The organism is Rhodoferax sp., assembly GCF_028689295.1.
Classification (GTDB): Bacteria; Pseudomonadota; Gammaproteobacteria; order Burkholderiales; family Burkholderiaceae_C; genus Rhodoferax.
The window spans coordinates 43,954-63,950 of the sequence record NZ_JAQTWL010000017.1 but is presented as its reverse complement, the minus strand read 5'-3'; the positions used below and the strand labels follow the sequence as shown (position 1 = coordinate 63,950).

20 protein-coding genes are annotated in these 19,997 nt (G+C 62.0%); 8 read left to right on the top strand and 12 right to left on the bottom strand.

The window, feature by feature from the left end; translation table 11 throughout:
• Positions 1-650: retention module-containing protein (locus tag PHF15_RS13585; protein WP_300121835.1), on the bottom strand; the 650-nt coding region annotated here is incomplete at its 3' end.
• 152 nt (positions 651-802) lie between these two features.
• Positions 803-1,594: an exodeoxyribonuclease III gene (locus PHF15_RS13580; RefSeq protein ID WP_300121834.1), complete on the bottom strand. Its 792-nt coding sequence runs from the start codon at positions 1,592-1,594 to the stop codon at positions 803-805.
• 10 nt (positions 1,595-1,604) lie between these two features.
• Between PHF15_RS13580 and pyrE the strand changes: the two genes are divergently transcribed.
• Together pyrE and PHF15_RS13570 are read left to right on the top strand one after the other, a co-directional pair.
• Positions 1,605-2,327, top strand: a complete 723-nt coding sequence (gene pyrE, locus PHF15_RS13575; protein WP_300121833.1) for an orotate phosphoribosyltransferase — start codon at positions 1,605-1,607, stop codon at positions 2,325-2,327.
• The gene (locus tag PHF15_RS13570; RefSeq protein WP_300121832.1) at positions 2,318-3,007 is read left to right on the top strand and encodes a DUF4124 domain-containing protein; all 690 of its coding nucleotides are present in this window, start codon (positions 2,318-2,320) and stop codon (positions 3,005-3,007) included. Before pyrE ends, PHF15_RS13570 begins: the two co-directional genes overlap by 10 nt.
• Positions 3,008-3,053: 46 nt before the next feature.
• On the opposite strand, the gene gatB is transcribed toward PHF15_RS13570, so the two are convergent.
• Genes gatB through gatC form a run of 3 tightly spaced genes read right to left on the bottom strand, consistent with a single transcriptional unit; the run spans position 3,054 to position 6,327 of the window.
• Entirely contained in the window at positions 3,054-4,532 is a 1,479-nt protein-coding gene (gatB, locus tag PHF15_RS13565) for an Asp-tRNA(Asn)/Glu-tRNA(Gln) amidotransferase subunit GatB (RefSeq protein WP_300121830.1), read from the bottom strand.
• Between the two features lie 2 nt (positions 4,533-4,534).
• Entirely contained in the window at positions 4,535-6,007 is a 1,473-nt protein-coding gene (gene gatA / locus PHF15_RS13560; protein ID WP_300121829.1) for an Asp-tRNA(Asn)/Glu-tRNA(Gln) amidotransferase subunit GatA, read from the bottom strand.
• 20 nt (positions 6,008-6,027) lie between these two features.
• Positions 6,028-6,327, bottom strand: coding sequence for an Asp-tRNA(Asn)/Glu-tRNA(Gln) amidotransferase subunit GatC (gene gatC, locus PHF15_RS13555; RefSeq protein WP_300121828.1), 300 nt, complete (start codon positions 6,325-6,327; stop codon positions 6,028-6,030).
• 199 nt (positions 6,328-6,526) lie between these two features.
• On the opposite strand from gatC, the gene PHF15_RS13550 reads away from it, so the two are divergent.
• Genes PHF15_RS13550 through mrdA form a run of 4 tightly spaced genes read left to right on the top strand, consistent with a single transcriptional unit; the run spans position 6,527 to position 11,074 of the window.
• Positions 6,527-7,570: a rod shape-determining protein gene (locus tag PHF15_RS13550; protein WP_300121827.1), complete on the top strand. Its 1,044-nt coding sequence runs from the start codon at positions 6,527-6,529 to the stop codon at positions 7,568-7,570.
• Positions 7,571-7,585: 15 nt separating this feature from the next.
• Positions 7,586-8,506 carry a rod shape-determining protein MreC gene (gene mreC / locus PHF15_RS13545; protein WP_300121826.1) on the top strand — a complete coding sequence of 307 codons (921 nt, stop codon included), beginning with the start codon at positions 7,586-7,588 and terminating at the stop codon, positions 8,504-8,506.
• Positions 8,503-9,033, top strand: a complete 531-nt coding sequence (gene mreD, locus PHF15_RS13540) for a rod shape-determining protein MreD (protein ID WP_300121825.1) — start codon at positions 8,503-8,505, stop codon at positions 9,031-9,033. Before mreC ends, mreD begins: the two co-directional genes overlap by 4 nt.
• A gap of 34 nt (positions 9,034-9,067) precedes the next feature.
• On the top strand, positions 9,068-11,074 hold the full coding sequence (gene mrdA, locus PHF15_RS13535; protein WP_300121823.1) for a penicillin-binding protein 2: 2,007 nt from the start codon (positions 9,068-9,070) through the stop codon (positions 11,072-11,074).
• A gap of 20 nt (positions 11,075-11,094) precedes the next feature.
• Here the strand turns inward: mrdA and PHF15_RS13530 are convergent, their stop codons facing one another.
• A complete protein-coding gene (locus PHF15_RS13530) occupies positions 11,095-11,853 on the bottom strand; it encodes a TSUP family transporter (protein ID WP_300121821.1) in 759 nt (252 codons plus the stop codon).
• Positions 11,854-12,076: 223 nt separating this feature from the next.
• On the bottom strand, positions 12,077-13,750 hold the full coding sequence (locus tag PHF15_RS13525; protein ID WP_300121820.1) for a GMC family oxidoreductase: 1,674 nt from the start codon (positions 13,748-13,750) through the stop codon (positions 12,077-12,079).
• Between the two features lie 142 nt (positions 13,751-13,892).
• Between PHF15_RS13525 and PHF15_RS13520 the strand changes: the two genes are divergently transcribed.
• Positions 13,893-15,020 (top strand): ABC transporter permease, encoded by a 1,128-nt coding sequence (locus PHF15_RS13520; RefSeq protein WP_300121819.1) that lies wholly within the window; start codon positions 13,893-13,895, stop codon positions 15,018-15,020.
• On the top strand, positions 15,017-15,844 hold the full coding sequence (locus PHF15_RS13515; protein WP_300121818.1) for an ATP-binding cassette domain-containing protein: 828 nt from the start codon (positions 15,017-15,019) through the stop codon (positions 15,842-15,844). Before PHF15_RS13520 ends, PHF15_RS13515 begins: the two co-directional genes overlap by 4 nt.
• On the opposite strand, the gene mnmE is transcribed toward PHF15_RS13515, so the two are convergent.
• The 5 genes from mnmE to rpmH all read right to left on the bottom strand — a co-directional run bounded on the left by mnmE (position 15,821) and on the right by rpmH (position 19,930).
• Positions 15,821-17,227 carry a tRNA uridine-5-carboxymethylaminomethyl(34) synthesis GTPase MnmE gene (gene mnmE / locus PHF15_RS13510; RefSeq protein WP_300121817.1) on the bottom strand — a complete coding sequence of 469 codons (1,407 nt, stop codon included), beginning with the start codon at positions 17,225-17,227 and terminating at the stop codon, positions 15,821-15,823. The genes PHF15_RS13515 and mnmE overlap by 24 nt on opposite strands.
• A gap of 93 nt (positions 17,228-17,320) precedes the next feature.
• A complete protein-coding gene (yidC, locus tag PHF15_RS13505; protein WP_300121815.1) occupies positions 17,321-19,048 on the bottom strand; it encodes a membrane protein insertase YidC in 1,728 nt (575 codons plus the stop codon).
• Positions 19,045-19,329 carry a membrane protein insertion efficiency factor YidD gene (gene yidD, locus PHF15_RS13500; RefSeq protein WP_300121814.1) on the bottom strand — a complete coding sequence of 95 codons (285 nt, stop codon included), beginning with the start codon at positions 19,327-19,329 and terminating at the stop codon, positions 19,045-19,047. The genes yidC and yidD overlap by 4 nt, the downstream gene beginning before the upstream one ends.
• The gene (locus PHF15_RS13495; RefSeq protein ID WP_300121812.1) at positions 19,326-19,745 is read right to left on the bottom strand and encodes a ribonuclease P protein component; all 420 of its coding nucleotides are present in this window, start codon (positions 19,743-19,745) and stop codon (positions 19,326-19,328) included. The genes yidD and PHF15_RS13495 overlap by 4 nt, the downstream gene beginning before the upstream one ends.
• A gap of 50 nt (positions 19,746-19,795) precedes the next feature.
• Complete coding sequence (gene rpmH, locus PHF15_RS13490) at positions 19,796-19,930, bottom strand: 50S ribosomal protein L34 (RefSeq protein ID WP_006299042.1); 135 nt, start codon at positions 19,928-19,930, stop codon at positions 19,796-19,798.
• Positions 19,931-19,997 lie beyond the last annotated feature (67 nt).

The window sequence follows — 19,997 nt, the reverse complement described above, 5'->3', positions numbered from 1 at the left end:
GTCGTTTCCGGCGTCGTTTCCGGCGTCGTCTCCGGCGTCGTCTCCGGCGTCGTCTCAGGCGTAGTTTCCGGCGTCGTTTCCGGTGTCGTTTCCGGTGTCGTTTCCGGTGTCGTTTCCGGTGTCGTTTCAGGCGTAGTTTCCGGTGTCGTCTCAGGAATTTCAAACTGAAGATTTCTTGGAAGGTCAACTATCGACCGTGGCTCAAAGCTGTAGTTGTAAGCCAATGGGTCAACCCCCTCAACAATGCGAACGAGTTGCACAAAAGTGCTACCACCATCAGCATTACCAGCGCCGCCGGTTAAACCAGCGGCCGGGGCTTCCAGCTCAGTGCTCAGGTCAGTGCCGCGCTCCAGGGACTGGATGACCGATTCGGCGGTGGCGCCGGGGTCGGTCACAGCACTGTCTTGCGCGGTGGGGCGCTGATCTGACTCAGTCACGTTGTCGTCCAGGCGTATGACTTGGCCTGAGGCCACGGCCAGCAAGCGGCCGTCTCCCATCAGGAGTTCAACTTGCACATCACCGACGGAGCGGATGGTTTCGCCTTTTTGCAGGACGTCGCCAGCCTTGAGCGCGCGGCTAACGCCTTGCTCGTTGACGGCAAAGGCAGTGCCAGTACCTTTGATGGCTGCGACAGTAGCGATTTGGGCCATGATGATCTCCAGTAAAAATGAAAATTGAGCGGGTGCACTCAATTTATGAATTTGTGTGGGACATAGATTAATGCACGGCAAACGCGCTGGCTATTGGACTTAAGTACAAATTTGCAGCGCATGCGTCGGGTAGCGGACGGGTTGCACACCATTCAAAGCGTCCAGTCGTATGCGATCGTGATGGGGGCGTGGTCTGAAAACTTCTCGGCCTTGTAGATTGAAACCGTCCTGGCACCTGAAGCCAAACCGTTGGTCGCCAGGTGGTAGTCGAGGCGCCAGCCGACGTTCTTGGCGTAGGCTTGGCCCCGGTTGCTCCACCAGGTGTATGCCTCGTCGGTGGTGCCGGGATGCAGGCGGCGGTATACATCGACCAGACCGCCATCACTGAGCAGCTTGCTCATCCAGGCACGTTCCTCGGGCAGGAAGCCCGAGTTCTTCTGATTGCTCTTCCAGTTCTTCAGGTCGATTTCCTGGTGGGCAATGTTGACATCGCCGCACAGCACAAACTCGCGCTCGGTCTTCAGCCGCTGCAAATACGGGTAGATCGCGTCAAGAAATCTGAACTTGACCCGCTGCCGGTCTTCGCCCGACGAACCGCTGGGAAAATAGCAACTGATGATGGAACGCTTGGTGCCAGCGCTGTCAAAACGCAACTCAACGTAGCGGCCCTCGGCATCGAACTCTGGCACGCCCATGCCGGTGATGACGTCGCTGGGTTCCCGGCGGCTGTAGATGCCGACGCCAGAGTAGCCCTTTTTTTCGGCAAAATGAAAGTAACCGCGCAGATTGGCCAGCTGGTCAAAGCGCCCCGCCACATCGTCGGCCCGGGCCTTGATTTCCTGCACGCAAATACAATCGGGCGCGGTCTGCCCGACCCAGGCTTGCAAGCCTTTGCTGCTGGCCGAGCGGATACCATTGAGATTGAGGCTGGTTAATTTGAACAAGGACTTTTCCATGACTGAACGAAATGAGCCCCAAGCTGTCAAAAGGCCAGGCCAGGAGGCGCTGGCGCTGGAATTCGTTCAGTTTGCGGTGGATTGCGGGGTACTGCGCTTTGGCGAATTCAAGACCAAGGCGGGGCGGTTGAGCCCTTATTTTTTCAACGCCGGCCTGTTCGACGATGGCGCCAAACTGGGTCGCTTGGCGCAATTTTATGCGCAGCGCCTGCTTGGCAGCGGTCTTGAATTCGACATGATTTTCGGCCCGGCCTACAAGGGCATTCCGCTGGGGGCAGCGCTGGCGGTGGAACTGGCCCGCATGGGCCGCAACGTGCCGTTTGCCTACAACCGAAAGGAAGCCAAAGACCATGGCGAGGGCGGCAGCTTGGTGGGCGCGCCGCTGCATGGCCGTATTTTGATCGTGGACGACGTCATGTCCGCAGGCACGGCGGTGCGCGAATCCATTGACCTGATCCAGTCTGCCGGCGCCAGGGCGCACGCCGTGGTCATCGCCCTGGACCGGCAGGAAAAGGCAACTGAAAATGGCATGGATGTGAACCACAGCGCGGTGCAATATGTGCAGCAGCAAATGGGCCTGCAGGTCTGTGCCATTGCCCGGCTCGACGACCTGCTGCATTACCTGGCGCAGCACCGGGTGCCCGGCCTGGCCGACGCCCACCAGCGGGTGCAGGCCTACCGTGAGCGCTACGGCACCAGCGAGGACGCGGCATGCCAATAACAGCACGCACGACGCGCATCTCCCGGCTTCGTGCCGCCTGTGCCGGGCTTACGCTGGCGGCGTTCTGCGCAGAACTATGTGCCCAATCCGCGACGGGCAGCCAGATTTACACCTGTGTGGATGTCAAAGGGCGCAAGCTCACCTCTGACCGGCCCATCGTGCAATGTCTGGATCGCGAACAAACCATCCTCAACCCGAGCGGTACCGTCAAAGCCAAGCTGGGACCCGTGCTGACCGCCGCCGAACGCAGCCAGGTTGAGGCAGCAAGAAATGCTGAGCTGAAGGAACTCGCCCGCAGGGAAGAAGAAAAAAGTCTGAACCGGTCCCTGCTGATCCGCTACCCCAATCAAGACGCGCACCAAAAAGAACGGGCAGATGCAGTGGCCCAACTCATGCTGGTCAGGCAGGCAGCAACAGCGCGTGTGGCGGTGCTGCGTGCCGAACGCGCCAAACTGGATGAAGAAATGGCGTTTTATGCCAAGGACCCCAGCAGAGCGCCGCCCAAGTTGCTACAACAGGTCAATGAACTGTCGCAAACTCTGGCAGCGCAAGAGCGTTTTCTGTCCGATCAGGGCAGCGAAATCGAGCGGGTCAACGCGCGCTTCGATCAGGAACGCGAACGCCTGGTGCCACTGTGGCAGGCCAGGCTGGACGGCGGGTCACCAGCGCGCACGCGCTGAATTCGCAAAACTCTGCGCCGACGTGGCGCGATCCCGCTGTGAGTGCTTATGAGAGCTTTTGCAACAACAAGGCATTGACCTGTTGCGGATTGGCTTTGCCCTGGCTGCCTTTCATGATCTGCCCCACCAGCGCGTTGAGCGCCTTGGCATTGCCAGCGCGGTATTGCTCCACGTTTTTCGGGTTCGCGGCCAGCACGGTATCCACAATTTTTTCCAGCGCGCCGGTGTCGTTCATTTGCTTGAGGCCCTTGGCCTCAATGACCGCATCGACTGTGGCCTGCGGGTCTGACCACAGCGCATCGAGCACCTGGCGCGCGGCGTTGTTCGAAATGGTGCCGTCCTGGATGCGACTGACCAGCTGCGCCAACTGGGCCGGGCTGATCGGGCAAGCGCTGATGTCGGCCTCGGCCAAGTTGAGCCGGCGAGACACCTCGCCCATGATCCAGTTGCCCACCATCTTGGGCTGACCGCAGGCCTGGGTCGCGGCTTCAAAATAGGCCGCCACTTCGCGGCTTTGTGTGAGCGTCGTTGCGTCGTAGTCCGACAGGCCGTAGTCGCGCACAAAACGCTGCGCCATCACGCGCGGCAGCTCGGTCATTTCGCTGCGCACCCGCTCCACCCACTCGGACGAAATCACCAGCGGTGGCAGATCGGGGTCGGGGAAATAGCGGTAGTCGGCGGCGTCTTCCTTGGTGCGCATGGCACGCGTCTCACCCGTGTCCGGGTTGAACAGCACCGTGGCCTGCTGGATGGCGCGGCCGTCTTCAAGTTCTTCAATTTGCCAACGAATCTCAAAGTCGATGGCCTGTTGCATGAACTTGAAACTGTTCAGGTTCTTGATCTCGCGGCGCGTGCCCAATGGCGCGCCGGGTTTGCGCACCGACACGTTGGCGTCGCAGCGGAACGAGCCTTCCTGCATGTTGCCGTCGCAAATGCCGATCCAGGTCACGATCTTGTGCAGCTCCTTGGCGTAGGCCACGGCCTCTGCAGTGGAGCGCATGTCAGGTTCGGTGACGATCTCGAGCAGCGGTGTGCCGGCTCGGTTCAGGTCGATGCCGGTCTGGCCGATGAAGTCCTCATGCAGCGACTTGCCCGCGTCTTCCTCAAGGTGGGCGCGCACCAGGCGCACCGATTTTTTCTCGTCACCGAGGTAAAACTCGACCGCGCCGCCCTGCACCACCGGGATCTCGAACTGGCTGATCTGGTAGCCCTTGGGCAGGTCGGGGTAGAAGTAGTTTTTGCGGGCAAAAATGCTGCGCTCGGCAATGTGCGAACCCACGGCCAGGCCGAACTCGATGGCGCGTTCCACCGCGCCCTTGTTCATCACCGGCAGGGTGCCGGGCAGGGCCAAGTCCACGGCGCAGGCCTGGGTGTTGGGCTCGGCGCCGAAGGCGGTCGGCGCGCGGCTGAAAATCTTGGACTGGGTGGAGAGCTGGGCGTGGGTCTCGAAGCCGATGACGACTTCGTAACCCATGATCAGCAGGGATGAGGTGACAGGTTTGTCATCTTGGAAAGTGGTGTTCATCTTCAGATTCCTTGCGGCTTCGCGGTATGCCAATCGGTGGCTTGCTGGAAGCGGTGGGCGACGTTGAGCAGGCGCGACTCGCTCAGATAGTTGCCGATCAGCTGCATGCCCACCGGCATCTTCCCGGCGCCAAAACCCACCGGCAGACTCATGCCGGGCAAACCCGCCAGCGAACCGGGCAAGGTGAAGATGTCGGCCAGGTAGTCGGCCAGGGGGTCGCTGTGACCGCCGAGTTTCCAGGCCACGGTGGGCGTCACCGGCCCGGCAATCACGTCACACTGCTTGAAGGCCTGCTGAAAATCGTCGGCAATCATGCGGCGGATTTTTTGTGCCTGCAGGTAATAGGCATCGTAGTAGCCGTGGCTCAGCACATAGGTGCCGATCATGATGCGGCGTTTCACCTCGTCACCAAACCCTTGCGCCCGGGTTTGCAGGTACATGTCGTTGAGGTCGGTGTATTGTTTGGCCCGAAAGCCGAACTTGACACCGTCAAAACGGCTCAGGTTGCTCGACGCCTCAGCCGGCGCAATGATGTAGTACACCGGAATCGACAGCTCGGTGCGCGGCAGCGAAATGGGTACCAACCTAGCACCGAGTTGCTCCAATACCTTCAAGGCCGCATCGATGGCAGCGCGCACGTCGGGGGCCAGGCCTTCGCCAAAAAATTCGGCCGGAATGCCGATGCGCAGCCCGGCCAGGTCAGTGTTGAGGCTGCGCGTGAAGTCTTCGGCGGGCATGTCGAGCGAGGTCGAGTCGCGGTCGGGGTCGGGGCCGCACATGGCGCTGAGCATCAGGGCGCAGTCTTCGGCGCTGCGCGCCAGCGGCCCGGCCTGGTCGAGGCTGGAGGCAAAGGCCACCATGCCGTAGCGCGAGGCGCGACCGTAGGTGGGCTTGATGCCGGTGACGCCACAGAACGAGGCGGGTTGGCGGATCGAGCCGCCGGTGTCGGTGCCGGTGGCGGCCGGTGTCAGGCGCGCGGCCACGGCGGCGGCGCTGCCGCCCGAGGAACCGCCGGGAATGCAGCTGGTATCCCAGGGGTTTTTGACCGGACCATAAGCCGAGTTTTCAGTGGCCGAACCCATGGCGAATTCGTCGCAATTGAGCTTGCCCAGTGTCACGGCCCCGGCCTCGGCCAGCCTGGCCACGACCGTGGCATCAAACGGCGAGCGGTAGCCCTGGAGCATTTTGGAGCCCGCCGTGGTGGCGAAGTCGCGCGTGACAAAGATGTCCTTGTGCGCCAGCGGCACGCCGGTCAATGGCCCGGCGTTGCCGGCGGCCAGGCGCGCATCGGCGGCACGGGCTTGGGCCAGCGTGGTGTCGGGTTGCAGGTCCAGAAAAGTGCCGAGTTCGGCGTGGGCTGCGGCACGGCTCAGAAAGTACTGGGCCGTCTCGAGCGCCGAGACCTTGCGTTCGCGTAAGAGCGTGGCCAGTTGGGCCACCGTCAGATCGTGCAGATCGGAGGAGGTTTGCGTCATGATGAAGTATTCTTTTTGGTTTATTCAATCACCCTGGGCACCAGAAACAGGCCGGCATCGAGCGCTGGCGCATTGCGCATATTGGCTTCGCGCTGGTTGGGCTCGCTGGCGATGTCGTCGCGCAGGCGCAGCGCGACATCGCCCATGATTTCCACGGGATGCGCCAACGGCGTGATGCCGCTGGTGTCCACCGCGCGCATTTTTTCCACAATACCAAAAAAATCATTGAGTTGTGAGCACATGCGCTCGCGTTCATCGGGCTTAAGGCCCAGCCGCGCCAAATGCGCCAGTCGGTCGATATCAGCAAGGGAAATTGACATGGGTGTTCAATCGAAACAGGGTGTAAGTGAAGGCCAAAACATGGTTTTTAAAAAAGTTATGCACAGGCAATAGGGTATTATCCATCCCTTGAGCGGCAGCGTGCAGCAGCGCGACTTTAAGCCCAAAGTTAACCCATTTTGAACTCGTTACTTGGCGATATGCGGGCCGAAGCGCCCCATATGCCCAAAGGATTTACCCATGTTTGGATCATTTCGTCAGTATTTTTCGACTGACCTCGCCATTGACCTTGGCACCGCCAACACCCTGATTTACGTGCGCGACAAGGGCATCGTGCTCGACGAACCCTCGGTCGTCGCCATTCGTCACGAAGGTGGCCCGCAAGGCAAAAAGACGATTCAGGCGGTCGGCAAGGAAGCCAAGGCCATGCTGGGCAAAGTCCCTGGCAACATCGAAGCCATCCGCCCCATGAAAGACGGCGTGATTGCCGACTTTACGGTCACGGAGCAAATGCTCAAGCAGTTCATCAAGATGGTGCACCCGCGCTCGATCTTTCGCCCCAGCCCGCGCATCATCATCTGCGTGCCCTGCGGTTCCACCCAGGTCGAGCGCCGCGCCATCCGCGAAAGCGCCCTCGGTGCCGGTGCCAGCGATGTGTATCTGATCGAGGAACCCATGGCAGCCGCCATTGGCGCCGGTTTGCCGGTATCGGAGGCCAGTGGCTCCATGGTGGTCGATATCGGCGGCGGCACCACCGAAGTCGGCGTGATCTCGCTTGGCGGCATGGTGTACAAAGGCAGTGTCCGCGTTGGCGGCGACCGCTTCGATGAGGCCATCATCAACTACATACGGCGCAACTACGGCATGCTGATTGGCGAGCCCACTGCCGAAGCCATCAAGAAAAACATCGGCTCGGCCTTTCCGGGCAGCGAAGTGCGCGAGATGGAGGTGCGTGGCCGCAACTTGTCAGAGGGTGTGCCACGCAGCTTCACCATTTCCAGCAACGAAATCCTCGAAGCCCTGACCGACCCGATCAACAACATTGTGTCGGCCGTGAAGAATGCGCTGGAACAAACCCCCCCTGAGCTGGGCGCCGACATTGCCGACCGCGGCATGATGCTCACTGGCGGCGGCGCGCTGCTGCGCGACTTGGACCGTTTGCTGGCCGAAGAAACCGGCCTGCCGGTGCTGGTGGCCGAGGACCCGCTGACCTGCGTGGTGCGCGGCTGCGGCATGGCGCTGGAGCAGATGGACCGGCTGGGCTCCATTTTTACCAGCGAATAAGCGGGCCACACAGCGATGCCTCTCGGTACGCTGGACAGCACACCGCCGCCCTTTTTCAGGCAGGGTCCGTCCGCCCTGTCCAAGTTGATTTTTTTCAGCACCCTGGCGCTTCTGCTGATGGTGACCGATGTGCGTTTTCAGGTTACCCAGCCGCTACGCGATGTGATCGCCACCGCGCTTTATCCAGTGCAATGGCTGGTGCTGCGCCCCATCATCTGGGCGCAGGGCGGCAGCCAGTATTTTGAATCCCTGAACCGCTCCCAGGCCAGGGAAGCAGCGGCCCAGTACCAGTTGGGTTTGCAGTCCCAGCGCGCCCAGCAAGTCGAGCAGCTCACGCTCGAGAACACTCGTCTGCGCGCCTTGCTCGAGATGCGCGCGCGCATCAACACGCCGGCGTTGGCGGCCCAGGTCCTGTACGACGCCGCCGACCCCTACACCCGCAAAGTCATCCTCGACAAGGGTGCCCTCGATGCCGTGGCGGCGGGCGCACCGGTGCTGGACGAGTCGGGTGTGCTGGGCCAGGTCACCCGGGTTTACCCCTCGGTCAGCGAAGTTACCCTGATCACCGATCCCAACCAGGCCATTCCCGTGCTCAACGCGCGCACCGGCGCCCGCGGGCTGGCCTTTGGCAACGCCAGCTTGCGCCACGGCACCCTGGAGTTGCGCTACATGGATGCTAACGTCGATATGGTGGCCGGCGACCTGCTGACCACAAGCGGCGTTGATGGCATCTACCCGCCCGGCCTGCAGGTGGCCCGCGTGCTGAAAACGGAAAGCCGGGCCGAATCGGCTTTTGCCCGCATCACGGCAGCGCCAGTTGCCCGCCTGGACGGCACTCTTCATGTGCTGGTGCTCAAACCCCTGATGAATCAGGTGCCGGCCAAACCCGTTGCAGCAGCCGAGTCCGCGCGTGGCACCCAGGGAGGTCAGCCATGATCATGCCGCGCGGTCAGCAATTGCTGCTGCCTGCCAGTTCGCTCTTCATCTGGAGCAGCCTGCTGGTCGCCCTGGGCTTCAACATGCTGGTCAATATGGGCTTGTTCGGGCGCGCGGCCTGGTTGCCCGACGTGCTGGCGCTGGTGCTGGTGTTCTGGACCATCCATCAGCCGATGCGAGTGGGCATGAGTGCGGCGTTCCTTTTGGGCCTGACGATGGACGTTCACCAAAGCGCGCTGCTTGGCCAGCATGCCCTGGCCTACGCTGTGCTGAGCTTTCTGGCGATTGCCTTGCACCGCCGCCTGCTGTGGTTCAGCGTGCCGTCGCAAGCGGCGCAGGTGTTTCCCCTGTTTGTGGCGGCCCATGCCCTGACCCTGTCGCTGCGCCTGCTTGCCGGCGACGACTTCCCCGGATGGTCGCTGCTGCTGGCGCCAGCCTTGGAGGCGTTGCTGTGGCCGTTGGTCAGCGTGGTGCTGCTGCTGCCGCAAAAACGCGCGCCCGATCCGGACGCCAACCGACCTTTGTGAGCCTGCTGGTCTTGCCCCCTTTGTTGAAGCGTTCATGAAGGTCATCCGCAACGTACAACTCGACTTGGCCCGCTTTCGCCTGCGGGTGCTGGTGGCCAGCCTGCTGGTGCTGGTGTGTTTTGGCCTGTTGGTGACGCGGCTGTTCTACCTGCAGGTGCTGCGCCACGACGATTTGCGCGCCCAAGCTGAAAACAACCGCACCGCCATCGTGCCGATGGTGCCCAACCGCGGCCTGATTCTGGACCGCAACGGCATCGTGCTGGCCAGCAACTACTCGGCCTACACGCTGGAAATCACCCCCTCCAAGGTCGCCGACCTGGCAAAAACCATCGATGACCTGGCACAAGTTATCGAGGTAACGCCGCGCGACCGGCGGCGCTTTAAAAAACTTCGCGAAGAAGGCAAAAGTTTCGAGTCCGTCCCGCTGCGCAGCCGCCTTACCGATGAAGAGGTGGCCCGCTTTGCGGCGCAGCGCTACCGCTTTCCCGGGGTTGACATCAAGGCGCGGCTGTTTCGCAGTTATCCCTATGGCGAGCTGGCCAGCCATGTGATCGGCTATATCGGGCGTATCAACACGGCAGAAAAAGAAGCTCTCGACGAATCCGAGGATGCCGCCAATTACCGCGGCACCGAATACATCGGCAAACTCGGCGTCGAGCAGAGCTTCGAGACGCAACTGCACGGCACCACCGGTGTCGATGCCATGGAGACCTCGGCCGGTGGCCGCGCCACCCGGCGCCTGTCGAGCCAGCCTTCCACGCCTGGCAACACCGTCAAACTGTCGATCGACATCAAGTTGCAGAAACTCATCGAGGACATGTTTGGCGAGCGCCGCGGCGCGCTGGTGGCGCTCGACCCCAAGACCGGCGAGGTGCTGGCCTTCGTCAGCAAGCCCACGTTCGACCCCAACCTTTTTGTCGAAGGCATTGACCAGGAAAGCTGGCAGGGGCTCAATGAGTCCATTGACAAACCGCTGCTGAACCGGGCTTTGCGTGGCACTTACCCGGCGGGCTCCACCTACAAGCCTTTCATGGCGCTGGCGGCGCTCACCACAGGCAAGCGCGCCGCCAGCACGCAGATCAACGACCCCGGTTTTTACATGTTCGGCGGCCACCGCTTTGGCAGCCCAGAGAACGAGCGCGGCGGCATCATGGACATGCACCGCGCCATCGTCGAGTCGAGCAACGCCTACTTTTACTCGCTGGCCAACGAGATCGGTGTCGACGCCATCCACGACTTCATGGCCCCGCTGGGTTTTGGCCAGCTCACCGGCATCGACGTCGAGGGCGAGGTGCGCGGCGTGCTGCCCAGTCAGGAGTGGAAGCGGAACTACTACAAGCGCCCGGAGCAAAAGAAATGGTATGCCGGTGAAACCATCTCGCTGGGCATTGGCCAGGGCTACAACAGCTTCACCATGCTGCAGCTTGCACAAGCCACCGCCATACTGGCCAACAACGGCATCAAACACCCGCCCCAACTGGTGGTGGCAACCCAGGATGCCACCACCCGGGCAGATGTGCCGGTAGCGCCGCAACCCGCTGCAAACCTGGGCTTCAAGCCTGAACACTTGGACATAATTCGCCGCGCCATGGTCGGGGTGACGCAGGAGGGCACTTCGCGCCGCGTGTTTGCCGGAGCGCAATACCTCAGTGGCGGTAAAACGGGCACGGCGCAGGCGGTGTCGCTTGGAAAAAACGAGAAATACAACGCTGCCCGCATGGAAGAGCGCCAGCGCGACCACGCGCTCTACATCGCCTTCGCGCCCGCCGATGATCCCAAAATTGCGCTGGCCGTGATTGTCGAAAACGCCGGTTTCGGTTCGACCTCAGCCGCTCCGATCGCGCGCAGGGCGTTTGATTACTGGCTGCTGGGCCACTACCCCAACGACGAAGACATGGCCCTGGTGCGCAAGGGCCAGGCTTCAGCGCCCGTCGGCCAGCCGCTGCCGGCCGCAAACGTTCCCTGGCCGCGTGGTTCAATGGCCGCGGTGCCGGTGGCGGCGCAACCGCCTGCGTCAGCAGCGTCAATGCCGGTTCAGTAGGCCTATTGCTTTACGAGCCGTCAGTGCACAAACGCATCGAAACTAGTTTTCAGGATCAGCGCACTGACCACCAACAAAAACACCACGCGCACAAAGCCAGTGCCGTGCTTGAGCGCCAGCCGTGTGCCAGCCAGGCTGCCGAGCACATTGGCCAGCGCCATGGCCAGCACAAAATGCCACCAGATGTGGCCCTTGGCGATGAACAGCGCCAGCGCCGACAGGTTGGTGGCGGTGTTGACCAGCTTGGCCGCGGCCGAGGCGCTCAAAAAGTCGTAGCCCAACAGGCGAACAAACAAAAACACCAGAAAACTGCCGGTGCCGGGACCAAAAAAACCATCATAAAAGCCGATCACGCCGCCAATGCCGGCGGCGATCAATTGTTCCTGCAAGCCGGAAAACTTTGGTGCGTGGGAGCGGCCAAGTTCTTTTTTGGCCAGCGTGTAGAGCAGCACCAGCAGCAGCACAAAGGGCAACACCTTGCGTAAAAATTCGGGCGATACCACTGTCACCAGCCAAGCCCCGGCACACGAGGCCAGCAGCCCGGCGCCCGCCGCCGGCAGCAGTGCCGCCCAGCGCATCTGCACCTTGCAGCTGTACTGCCAGGTGGCGATGCCCGTGCCCCACACCGAAGCCCCCTTGTTGGTGCCGAACAGGGTGGCCGGGTGCGCAGTGGGAAAAGTGGCAAACAGGGCGGGTATCAGAATCAGCCCGCCACCGCCCACGATGGAATCGACAAAACCGGCAAACAGGGAGGCAACAGAGACAATCAGCAATTCCATGGCGGCATTGTCACGGATTAGGCATATGCAAAATTAAAAAGGCACCGGGGTTGCCGGTGCCTTGTCTTTATTGTGTTGTCTGACCCTGACGGGTCTGATCTCCTGGGGCCTTTCACCTTGCACAGCTTTGCTTTGCCCGGTGATGGTGCGAATGTATGCGCCAATTGGGTGCCTTGCTATCGGGAATTACCCTTGACGGGCGCTTCTTTGGTGCGCTGCGGATTCAGGATCCCGCCGCAATCCAGCGCACCGCTTTTTCGGCCATCATCAGGGTAGGTGAATTGGTGTTACCGCTGGTGATCACCGGCATGGCGCCGGCATCAACCACGCGCAACCCGGCAATCAAACCGCCCGGCCCGCGCACCCGCAAATGCGCGTCCAGCACCGCCAGCGGGTCCTCTGCGCGGCCCATTTTGGTGGTGCCCACCGGGTGAAAAATGGTGGTGGCAATGTCGCCCGCCAGGCGTGCCAGATCGTCGTCGGTCTGGTATTGCACGCCGGGTTTGAACTCTTTGGGCTGGTACTTGACCAACGCCGGCTGCGCCACGATGGTGCGCGTCAGGCGCAAGGAATCTGCCGCCACCTTGCGGTCAGCCTCGGTGCTGAGGTAATTGGGCGCGATGGCGGGGGCCGCAGTGAAGTCCGGCGACTTGATCTGAACGCTGCCGCGACTCGTGGGGTTCAGGTTGCAGACACTGGCGGTGAACGCCGGGAAGCTGTGCAGCGGCTCGCCAAACGCCTCCAGGCTCAGCGGCTGCACGTGGTACTCGACATTGGGGTAGGGCTGGCTGGCATCGCTGCGGGTAAACGCCCCCAGCTGGCTCGGCGCCATGCTCATCGGGCCGCTGCGCCTGAGCGCATATTCCAGTCCGATCATGGCCTTGCCCCACAGCGAATTGGCCTGCACGTTGAGGGTCTTGACGTCCTGCACCTTGTACACCGAGCGAATCTGCAGGTGGTCCTGCAAGTTGGCCCCGACGCCGGGCGCGTCATGCAGCACTTTGACGCCGTGTTGCTGCAGCAAGGCGCCCGGGCCGATGCCGGAGAGCTGCAAAATCTGCGGCGAGCCGATGCTGCCGGCGCTCAAGACGACCTCGTTTGCGGCCTGCGCGCTGACCCTGCCGCTGGGCGTCTGCACCTCGACACCGGTGCAACGCAACCCGCCGCTGGTTTGCGCCTCAATCGTGAGCTTGACCACCTGGGCCGAGGTCCAGAGCGTGAAGTTGGGGCGATTGGTGCAGACCGGGCGCAAAAAGGCCTTGGCGGTGTTCCAGCGCCAGCCGCTTTTTTGGTTCACTTCAAAATAGCCGACGCCTTCGTTGTCGCCCTGATTGAAGTCATCCGTGGCAGCGATACCGGCTTGCTGCGCAGCCTGGGCAAAGGCGTCAAGCACATCCCAGCGCAGGCGCTGTTTCTCCACCCGCCACTCGCCGCCCGCACCGTGAAATTGCTTGAACTGGGCCAGCTTGTCAGGCGCTTCAAGCCGCTGGCCATCCAGCCTGTAATGGCTTTCATGGGCCGTAAAGTCCGGCAGGTTGTTCTGCCAGCCCCAGGCATCGTCCCCGGTGAGCTGCGCCCACTGCGCGTAGTCGCGTGCCTGGCCGCGCATGTAGATCATGCCGTTGATGCTGCTGCAGCCGCCCAGCACCTTGCCGCGCGGGTAGCGCAGGCTGCGCCCGTTCAGACCGGCATCGGGCTCGGTCTTGTACAACCAGTCGGTGCGCGGGTTGCCGATGCAATACAGGTAACCCACCGGAATATGAATCCAGTGGTAGTTGTCCTGACGGCCCGCCTCGATGAGCAAGACGCGTTTGGACGCATCTCGCGTCAGGCGGTTGGCCAGCAGGCAGCCGGCCGTGCCGGCGCCGATGATGATGTAGTCAAAGTGGGTGCTCATCGCGAATGTCTTTCCTTTGTGGTGGTCATGGCGCTGCAAGGGCCTTGTCTCGGCGAATATTTTGCCCCATGGCTCGCACCGGGTCGAAAAGACCAGCCACCATCCGGTTGCCGTTAAGATTCCAGACCTACCCGATTGCACCATGCCCGAAGCCGTCCCCACGCTCAACTTGCAAGCCACCCCCGACGGCGGTCACTGTGCCGTGCTGGGCGGCAGCTGGAGCGCGGCGCGGCTGGCCGAGCCGGCCAGATGGTGCCACATCAGCCAAGTTTTGGCTGATGTGGTCACCAAGGGCATCGTGAGTTGGGACTTGCGCGCCATCACCCGGCTGGACCACACCGGCGCGCAATTGCTGTGGAATTCCTGGGGCCGCCAGTGGCCGGCGCAATTGCAATGGCACCCTGTGCAACGCACCATGCTGGAGCGGGTGGCGCACTTCACGACACCAGCCGTCAAGCCGGCACGCCGATCGGCGTGGCAAGCTTTCTTGCACCTGGGCAAGCTGCTCTGGATGCTGTGGGACCATGCGGTGGGAATGTTGGTCTTGCTGGGCCAGTTGCTGCTGGATGGTTTGAGGTTGCTGCGGGCGCCCGGGCGCGGTCCGTGGCGCGACGTTTCGGGTCACCTGTACCGCATCGGGGCGACGGCGCTACCGGTCACTGCCCTGGTGGGCTTCACCATCGGCGTGGTGCTGGCCTACCTGATGTCGCGCCAACTGCGCCAGTTTGGCGCCGACACCTTCATCGTCAACATCCTCGGTCTTGCGGTCATCCGCGAACTGGGGCCGATGCTGGCGGCGATCCTGATTGCCGGGCGCTCGGGGTCGGCCATCACCGCGCAGATCGGCGTGATGCGCGTGACAGAAGAGCTCGACGCCATGCGCGTCATGGGCATCGCCCAAGGCTACCGGCTGGTGCTGCCACGCGCAATGGCCATGGCCATTGCCATGCCGCTGATCAGCGTCTGGACCACGCTGGCCGCGCTACTGGGCGGCATGCTGGCCGCCGATGTGGTGCTGGGCGTGACGCCTGCGTATTTTTTTGCCACGCTGCCAGATGCTGTCGAGATCAGTAACCTGTGGCTGGCGCTGGGCAAGTCGGTGGTGTTCGGACTGCTGATTGCGTTGATCGGTTGCCACTATGGCCTGCGCGTCAAGCCGAATACCGAAAGCCTGGGGCGGGGCACCACCGCCTCGGTCGTCACGGCCATCACGGTGGTGCTGCTGGTGGATGCAGTGTTTGCCGTGGTTTTCAAGAACGTCGGCCTATGAACCAGCCGCTGAACCAGCCCGTGGTCGAGATTGACAAGTTGTGGTCAGTGTTTCACGAGGCCGGGCGCGATGTCGTGATTCACCAAGACCTGAGCCTGCGCATTGACGCTGGCGAGCTGGTGTCGATCGTGGGTGGGTCCGGCAGTGGCAAAACCGTGCTGCTGCGCCAGATGCTGGGGCTGGAAGTGCCCGCGCGCGGCGGCGTCACGGTGTTGGGCGAGGCTGCTTCCAGCATGGGGCGCGAGGGCGCGGCCAGCCGGGTGGGTATGCTGTTTCAGCACGGCGCCCTGTTTTCAGCCTTCAGCGTGCTCGACAACATCGCCTTCGCCCTGCGCGAGCTCAATACCCTGCCGCGCGACCTCATCGTTGACGTGGCCATGGTCAAGCTGCGCATGGTGGGGCTCGACCCGTCGGCCGCGCACAAGATGCCCGCCGAGTTGTCGGGCGGCATGATCAAGCGCGCGGCGCTGGCGCGCGCCCTGATCATGGACCCGCCGCTGTTGTTGCTCGACGAGCCCACCGCCGGACTTGACCCCGGCAGCGCCGACGAATTTTGTGCGCTATTGCAGTCGCTGCACCAGGAGTTGGGCCTGACCGTGGTGATGGTCACGCATGACCTCGACACGCTGCTGGAACTCAGCACCCGTATCGCCGTAGTGGCAGACCGCCACATCGTGGCCGATGGCAGCGCCGCCGAGGTGATGGCGCACCCGCACCCGTTCATCAAGGAGTTTTTTCTGGGTGAACGCGGCCGCCGTGCCAGCGCCCTGCTGCAAGAGCCGCTGTACGCGCCTTCGAGCTTACTTGCCGATACAAAAACTTGAAAAAATCACGCCCAGCAAATCGTCCGAGGTGAATTCGCCGGTGATCTCACCCAAGGCGTTTTGCGCCAGCCGCAATTCCTCTGCCAGCAGATCGAGCGCTTGCGCCTGGCTTTGCAAGTGACCTTGTGCCGCCTGCAAATGATCTTGGGTCTGTCGCAGGGCCTGCACATGACGCTCGCGGGCCATGAAGACGCCTTCCGAACCAGACTGCCAGCCGGCCACTTGGAGAAGCTTATGGCGCAGCGCGTCGAGCCCGATGCCGGTTTTGGCCGACAGTTGCACGCCGTCCGGCAGGCTTTGCGCTGGCGCGGCATCAAGCTTGTTCCAGACCTCGATCACCGGCACCTGCCGGGGTATTTTTTGGGCGATGGTTCGGGCGATGACGGCGTCATCGGCGCGGTAATCGGCCTGATCCATGCGCGTCAGGTCACGCAGAAACAGCACCGCATCGGCTTGCGCAATGGCATCCCAGGCGTGGGCGATGCCAATTTTTTCGACCTCGTCCTCGCTCTCACGCAGACCGGCGGTGTCCACCACATGCACCGGCACACCCTCGATCTGGATGGTTTGCTGCACCTTGTCGCGAGTGGTGCCTGGCACTGCGGTGACGATGGCCAGCTCAGCCCCGGCCAGCGCGTTGAGCAGCGACGACTTGCCGGCGTTGGGTTGGCCCGCAATCACCACTTTGATGCCTTCGCGCAGCAGCGCGCCCTGCCGCGCGCGCGCCATCAGGGCCGTCAAATTCTGAATCAGTTTCAAAAGCTGCCCCTGGGCATCGGCCTTTTGCAAAAAGTCGATCTCTTCTTCAGGAAAATCGAGCGTTGCTTCGACCAACATGCGCAAATGGATCAGTGCATCGCGCAGGCTGTGAATTTCTTTCGAAAAAGCACCCGCCAGCGAGCGGCTGGCGCTGCGAGCGGCTGTCTCGGTACTGGAATCAATCAAATCGGCAATGGCTTCGGCCTGTGTCAGGTCGATCTTGTCGTTGAGAAAGGCGCGCTCGGAGAACTCGCCTGGCAGCGCCACGCGCAAATGCGCCAGCCGTTCCTGCCCGTCAGTGTTGGCTTCTGCCGCCGCCTGCAGGCAGCGCGCCAGTAGCAATTGCAGCACCACCGGCCCGCCGTGGGCCTGCAACTCCAGCACGTCTTCGCCGGTGAAAGAATGCGGCGCGACAAAATAAAGCGCCAGGCCATGGTCGATGGCCTGGCCCTGGTCGTCCAAAAATGGGGTGTAAGTGGCTTCGCGCGGCTTGAGCGCCCGCCCACACAGCGCCAGCACCAGCGAGTGAAGGCCGCGACCGCTGACCCGCACCATGCCGACCGCGCCGCGACCGGGCGCCGTGGCAATGGCCACGATCGGGTCACTGTGGCGCGGCAGACTCACGACAGGTCAGGCCGCGTGCCTGCGAAACAGCCGCCAAAATGTTGGGGACAGAGCACGCGCACTCCGTGTCGCTTTGGTCTGTCCCACAAGGTTTCAGAACTTCGGCAAATGAAACTTCGGCGGCACGCCCATGCGGGTGTTGATCACCCACTGCTGGGCGATCGACAACACGTTGTTGGTGATCCAGTACAGCACCAGACCGGCCGGGAAGAAGAAGAACATCACGCTGAATGCCAGCGGCATGAACCACATCATCTTGGCCTGCATCGGGTCAGGCGGTGCCGGATTGAGTGAAGTCTGCAGCACGGTGGTGAGCGTCATGACAATCGGCAGGATGTAGAACGGGTCGGGGCTGGAGAGGTCTTGAATCCAGCCCAACCAGGGCGCGTTGCGCATCTCGACGCTGGCCAGCAGCACCCAATAGAGCGCAATGAACACCGGAATCTGGACCATGATCGGGAAGCAGCCACCCATCGGATTGACCTTTTCCTCACGGTAGATGCGCATCATTTCCTGCTGCATCTGCTGCGGATTGTCTTTCAGGCGCTCGCGCATTTCCACGATGCGCGGGTTCACCGCCTTCATCTTGGCCATGCTGGAATAGGCTTTGGCGTTGAGCCAGTAAAAGGCAATCTTGAGCAACAGAACCAACGCCACAATGGCCCAACCCCAGTTGTGGATGACGCTGTACAGCTTGTCGAGCAACCAGTACAGTGGCTTGGCCAGGATGGTCAACCAGCCGTAGTCCTTGACCAGTTCCAGCCCAGGGGCCAGTGCCTCCAGGATTTTTTCTTCTTGCGGGCCGGCGTAGAGCGTGGTTGCGATCGTTTTGCGCGCACCCGGTGCAATCGACTCCAGCGGCGCAATCATGCCCACCGAGTACAGGTTGGTGTCAACCTTGCGCATGAACAGGTCGCGCTTGATGCCGTCGCCCAGCAACCAGGCGCTGGCAAAGTAGTGCTGCACCATGGCCACGTAACCGTTCTCGGCTGTTTTTTCTATGTCAACCTTGTTCTTTTCAATGTCTTCAAAGTTGACTTTTTGGTACTTCTTGGCTTCGGTATAAACCGCCGGGCCGGTAAAGGTGAAATAGAACGAGGATTCGCCCGGCGGCTTGTTGCCGTCACGCACCAATTGCAGGTAAAGCTGTGGTGCCAGCGCGGTGGCGCCCACGTTGACCACCTCGTGTTTGACCGCCACCACATAGCTGCCGCGTGTCAGGGTGTAGGTTTTGACCAATTGAACTCCGCCCACAGTTGCCGACTCAAAGCGCAGTTCCAGGCTTTGGCTGCCTTCCTTCAGGCTGTGCTCGCCGGGAGCCAGCGTCATCACCGTTTTGTGGGTCGGCAAGGCCGGGCCACCCGCGCCGGCAATCAGGCCGGACTGGGCCAGGTAAACACGATCCTTGCTGTCGTCGAACAACACAAAATTGCGGCTTTTGTCCGCCATGTCGGCGTGCTTGCGCATTTCGGCCTTGACCAGCGAGCCGCCTTCGGTGCCGAAAGTCAGTTTGAAAACGTCGGTCTCGACCAGCACCAGTTCCTGCCCGGCGGCGGGCGCTGCAACAGGCGCCGCCAAGGCGGGCACAGCACCGGCGATTTGGTCCGCAACCGCCACGCTGCTGCTGGCCGAAGGCACGCTGCTGGGCAGACTGCCTGGCACGCTGGCGGCGGCTGTTGGGTCTTGGGCTTGCAAGACGGCGGGTGTGTTGCCGGGGAAGAAAGTGGCTTTGCGGCCGTTGTAAACCTGCCATTGATCCCACAGCATGACCATGGAAAAGCCAAAAATCACCCACAAAATGGTGCGACGGATATCGTTCATGAGGACTTCTTTGGAATGGAAGAGGGTATCAACCGGGTAAACAAACAGGGCGAGGTCTCAGGAGAGGCCTCGGGAATCGGATCGAGACCGCCATCACACCAGGGATGGCAGCGCCCGATGCGACGCAACATGAGGTAGCTGCCCTTGGCTGCGCCAAAGCGTTGCAGGGCCTGCAGTGCATAAACGGAACAGGTCGGCTCGAAGCGGCACGACGAGCCCAGCCAAGGGCTCAACAACAAGCGGTAGGCCTTGATCAGCCCGATCAGCAAGCGGTTCATCATGCGTCTGCCGGCGTGTGAACCTGTGGCAGCGCTCGCGCAGCGCGGGCCAGCAATTGGTGCAACTCGGCGCGTGCCGCCAGTTTCAGGGCGTCAGAACAAGCGCTCACAAACTGCATCCGGTCGAAGCCACTGCGCAGCCGGACCACGTAGGCGGCGACTGGCAATTGCGCCTGGTACAACTCGCTCACGGCGTAAATCTGACGTTTCAGGGCGTTGCGTGTCACGGCGCGCCTGGCCCAGCGCTTGGGCACCATGGCACCGAGCCAAACCGCGGGCACGTTGAACATTGGCGTCACCGTCAAATCCACTGGGTCAGCATCCAGCGCCAGCGCATGCAGGGCGAAGTGCGGGGTGCGCGACAGGGTCGATCCCGCGAGCACGGCTTGAAACTGGCGCCGACTTTTGAGCCGTTGCAAGATCAGGCGAGCGTTGCGGCAAACGTTGGCAGACTGCGCCCACTGTTAAATCAGACAGCCAGACGCTTGCGGCCTTTGGCGCGGCGCGCATTGATCACGGCACGACCGCCACGGGTTTTCATGCGCACCAAAAAGCCATGCGTGCGGGCGCGACGAATCTTGGAGGGTTGGTAAGTGCGTTTCATTTTCGGAAATCCTAAGAAGCTCAGAGGCGGACTGCCCCCGTTTGATTGAATATGCCAACGGCATCAA

Coding starts and splice junctions, on each gene's coding strand:
- pyrE (WP_300121833.1), top strand. CDS start 1,605: ATGACTGAACGAAATGAGCCCCAAGCTGTCAAAAGGCCAGGCCAGGAG.
- PHF15_RS13570 (WP_300121832.1), top strand. CDS start 2,318: ATGCCAATAACAGCACGCACGACGCGCATCTCCCGGCTTCGTGCCGCC.
- gatB (WP_300121830.1), bottom strand. CDS start 4,532: ATGAACACCACTTTCCAAGATGACAAACCTGTCACCTCATCCCTGCTG.
- gatA (WP_300121829.1), bottom strand. CDS start 6,007: ATGACGCAAACCTCCTCCGATCTGCACGATCTGACGGTGGCCCAACTG.
- gatC (WP_300121828.1), bottom strand. CDS start 6,327: ATGTCAATTTCCCTTGCTGATATCGACCGACTGGCGCATTTGGCGCGG.
- PHF15_RS13550 (WP_300121827.1), top strand. CDS start 6,527: ATGTTTGGATCATTTCGTCAGTATTTTTCGACTGACCTCGCCATTGAC.
- mreC (WP_300121826.1), top strand. CDS start 7,586: ATGCCTCTCGGTACGCTGGACAGCACACCGCCGCCCTTTTTCAGGCAG.
- mreD (WP_300121825.1), top strand. CDS start 8,503: ATGATCATGCCGCGCGGTCAGCAATTGCTGCTGCCTGCCAGTTCGCTC.
- mrdA (WP_300121823.1), top strand. CDS start 9,068: ATGAAGGTCATCCGCAACGTACAACTCGACTTGGCCCGCTTTCGCCTG.
- PHF15_RS13530 (WP_300121821.1), bottom strand. CDS start 11,853: ATGGAATTGCTGATTGTCTCTGTTGCCTCCCTGTTTGCCGGTTTTGTC.
- PHF15_RS13525 (WP_300121820.1), bottom strand. CDS start 13,750: ATGAGCACCCACTTTGACTACATCATCATCGGCGCCGGCACGGCCGGC.
- PHF15_RS13520 (WP_300121819.1), top strand. CDS start 13,893: ATGCCCGAAGCCGTCCCCACGCTCAACTTGCAAGCCACCCCCGACGGC.
- PHF15_RS13515 (WP_300121818.1), top strand. CDS start 15,017: ATGAACCAGCCGCTGAACCAGCCCGTGGTCGAGATTGACAAGTTGTGG.
- yidC (WP_300121815.1), bottom strand. CDS start 19,048: ATGAACGATATCCGTCGCACCATTTTGTGGGTGATTTTTGGCTTTTCC.
- yidD (WP_300121814.1), bottom strand. CDS start 19,329: ATGATGAACCGCTTGCTGATCGGGCTGATCAAGGCCTACCGCTTGTTG.
- rpmH (WP_006299042.1), bottom strand. CDS start 19,930: ATGAAACGCACTTACCAACCCTCCAAGATTCGTCGCGCCCGCACGCAT.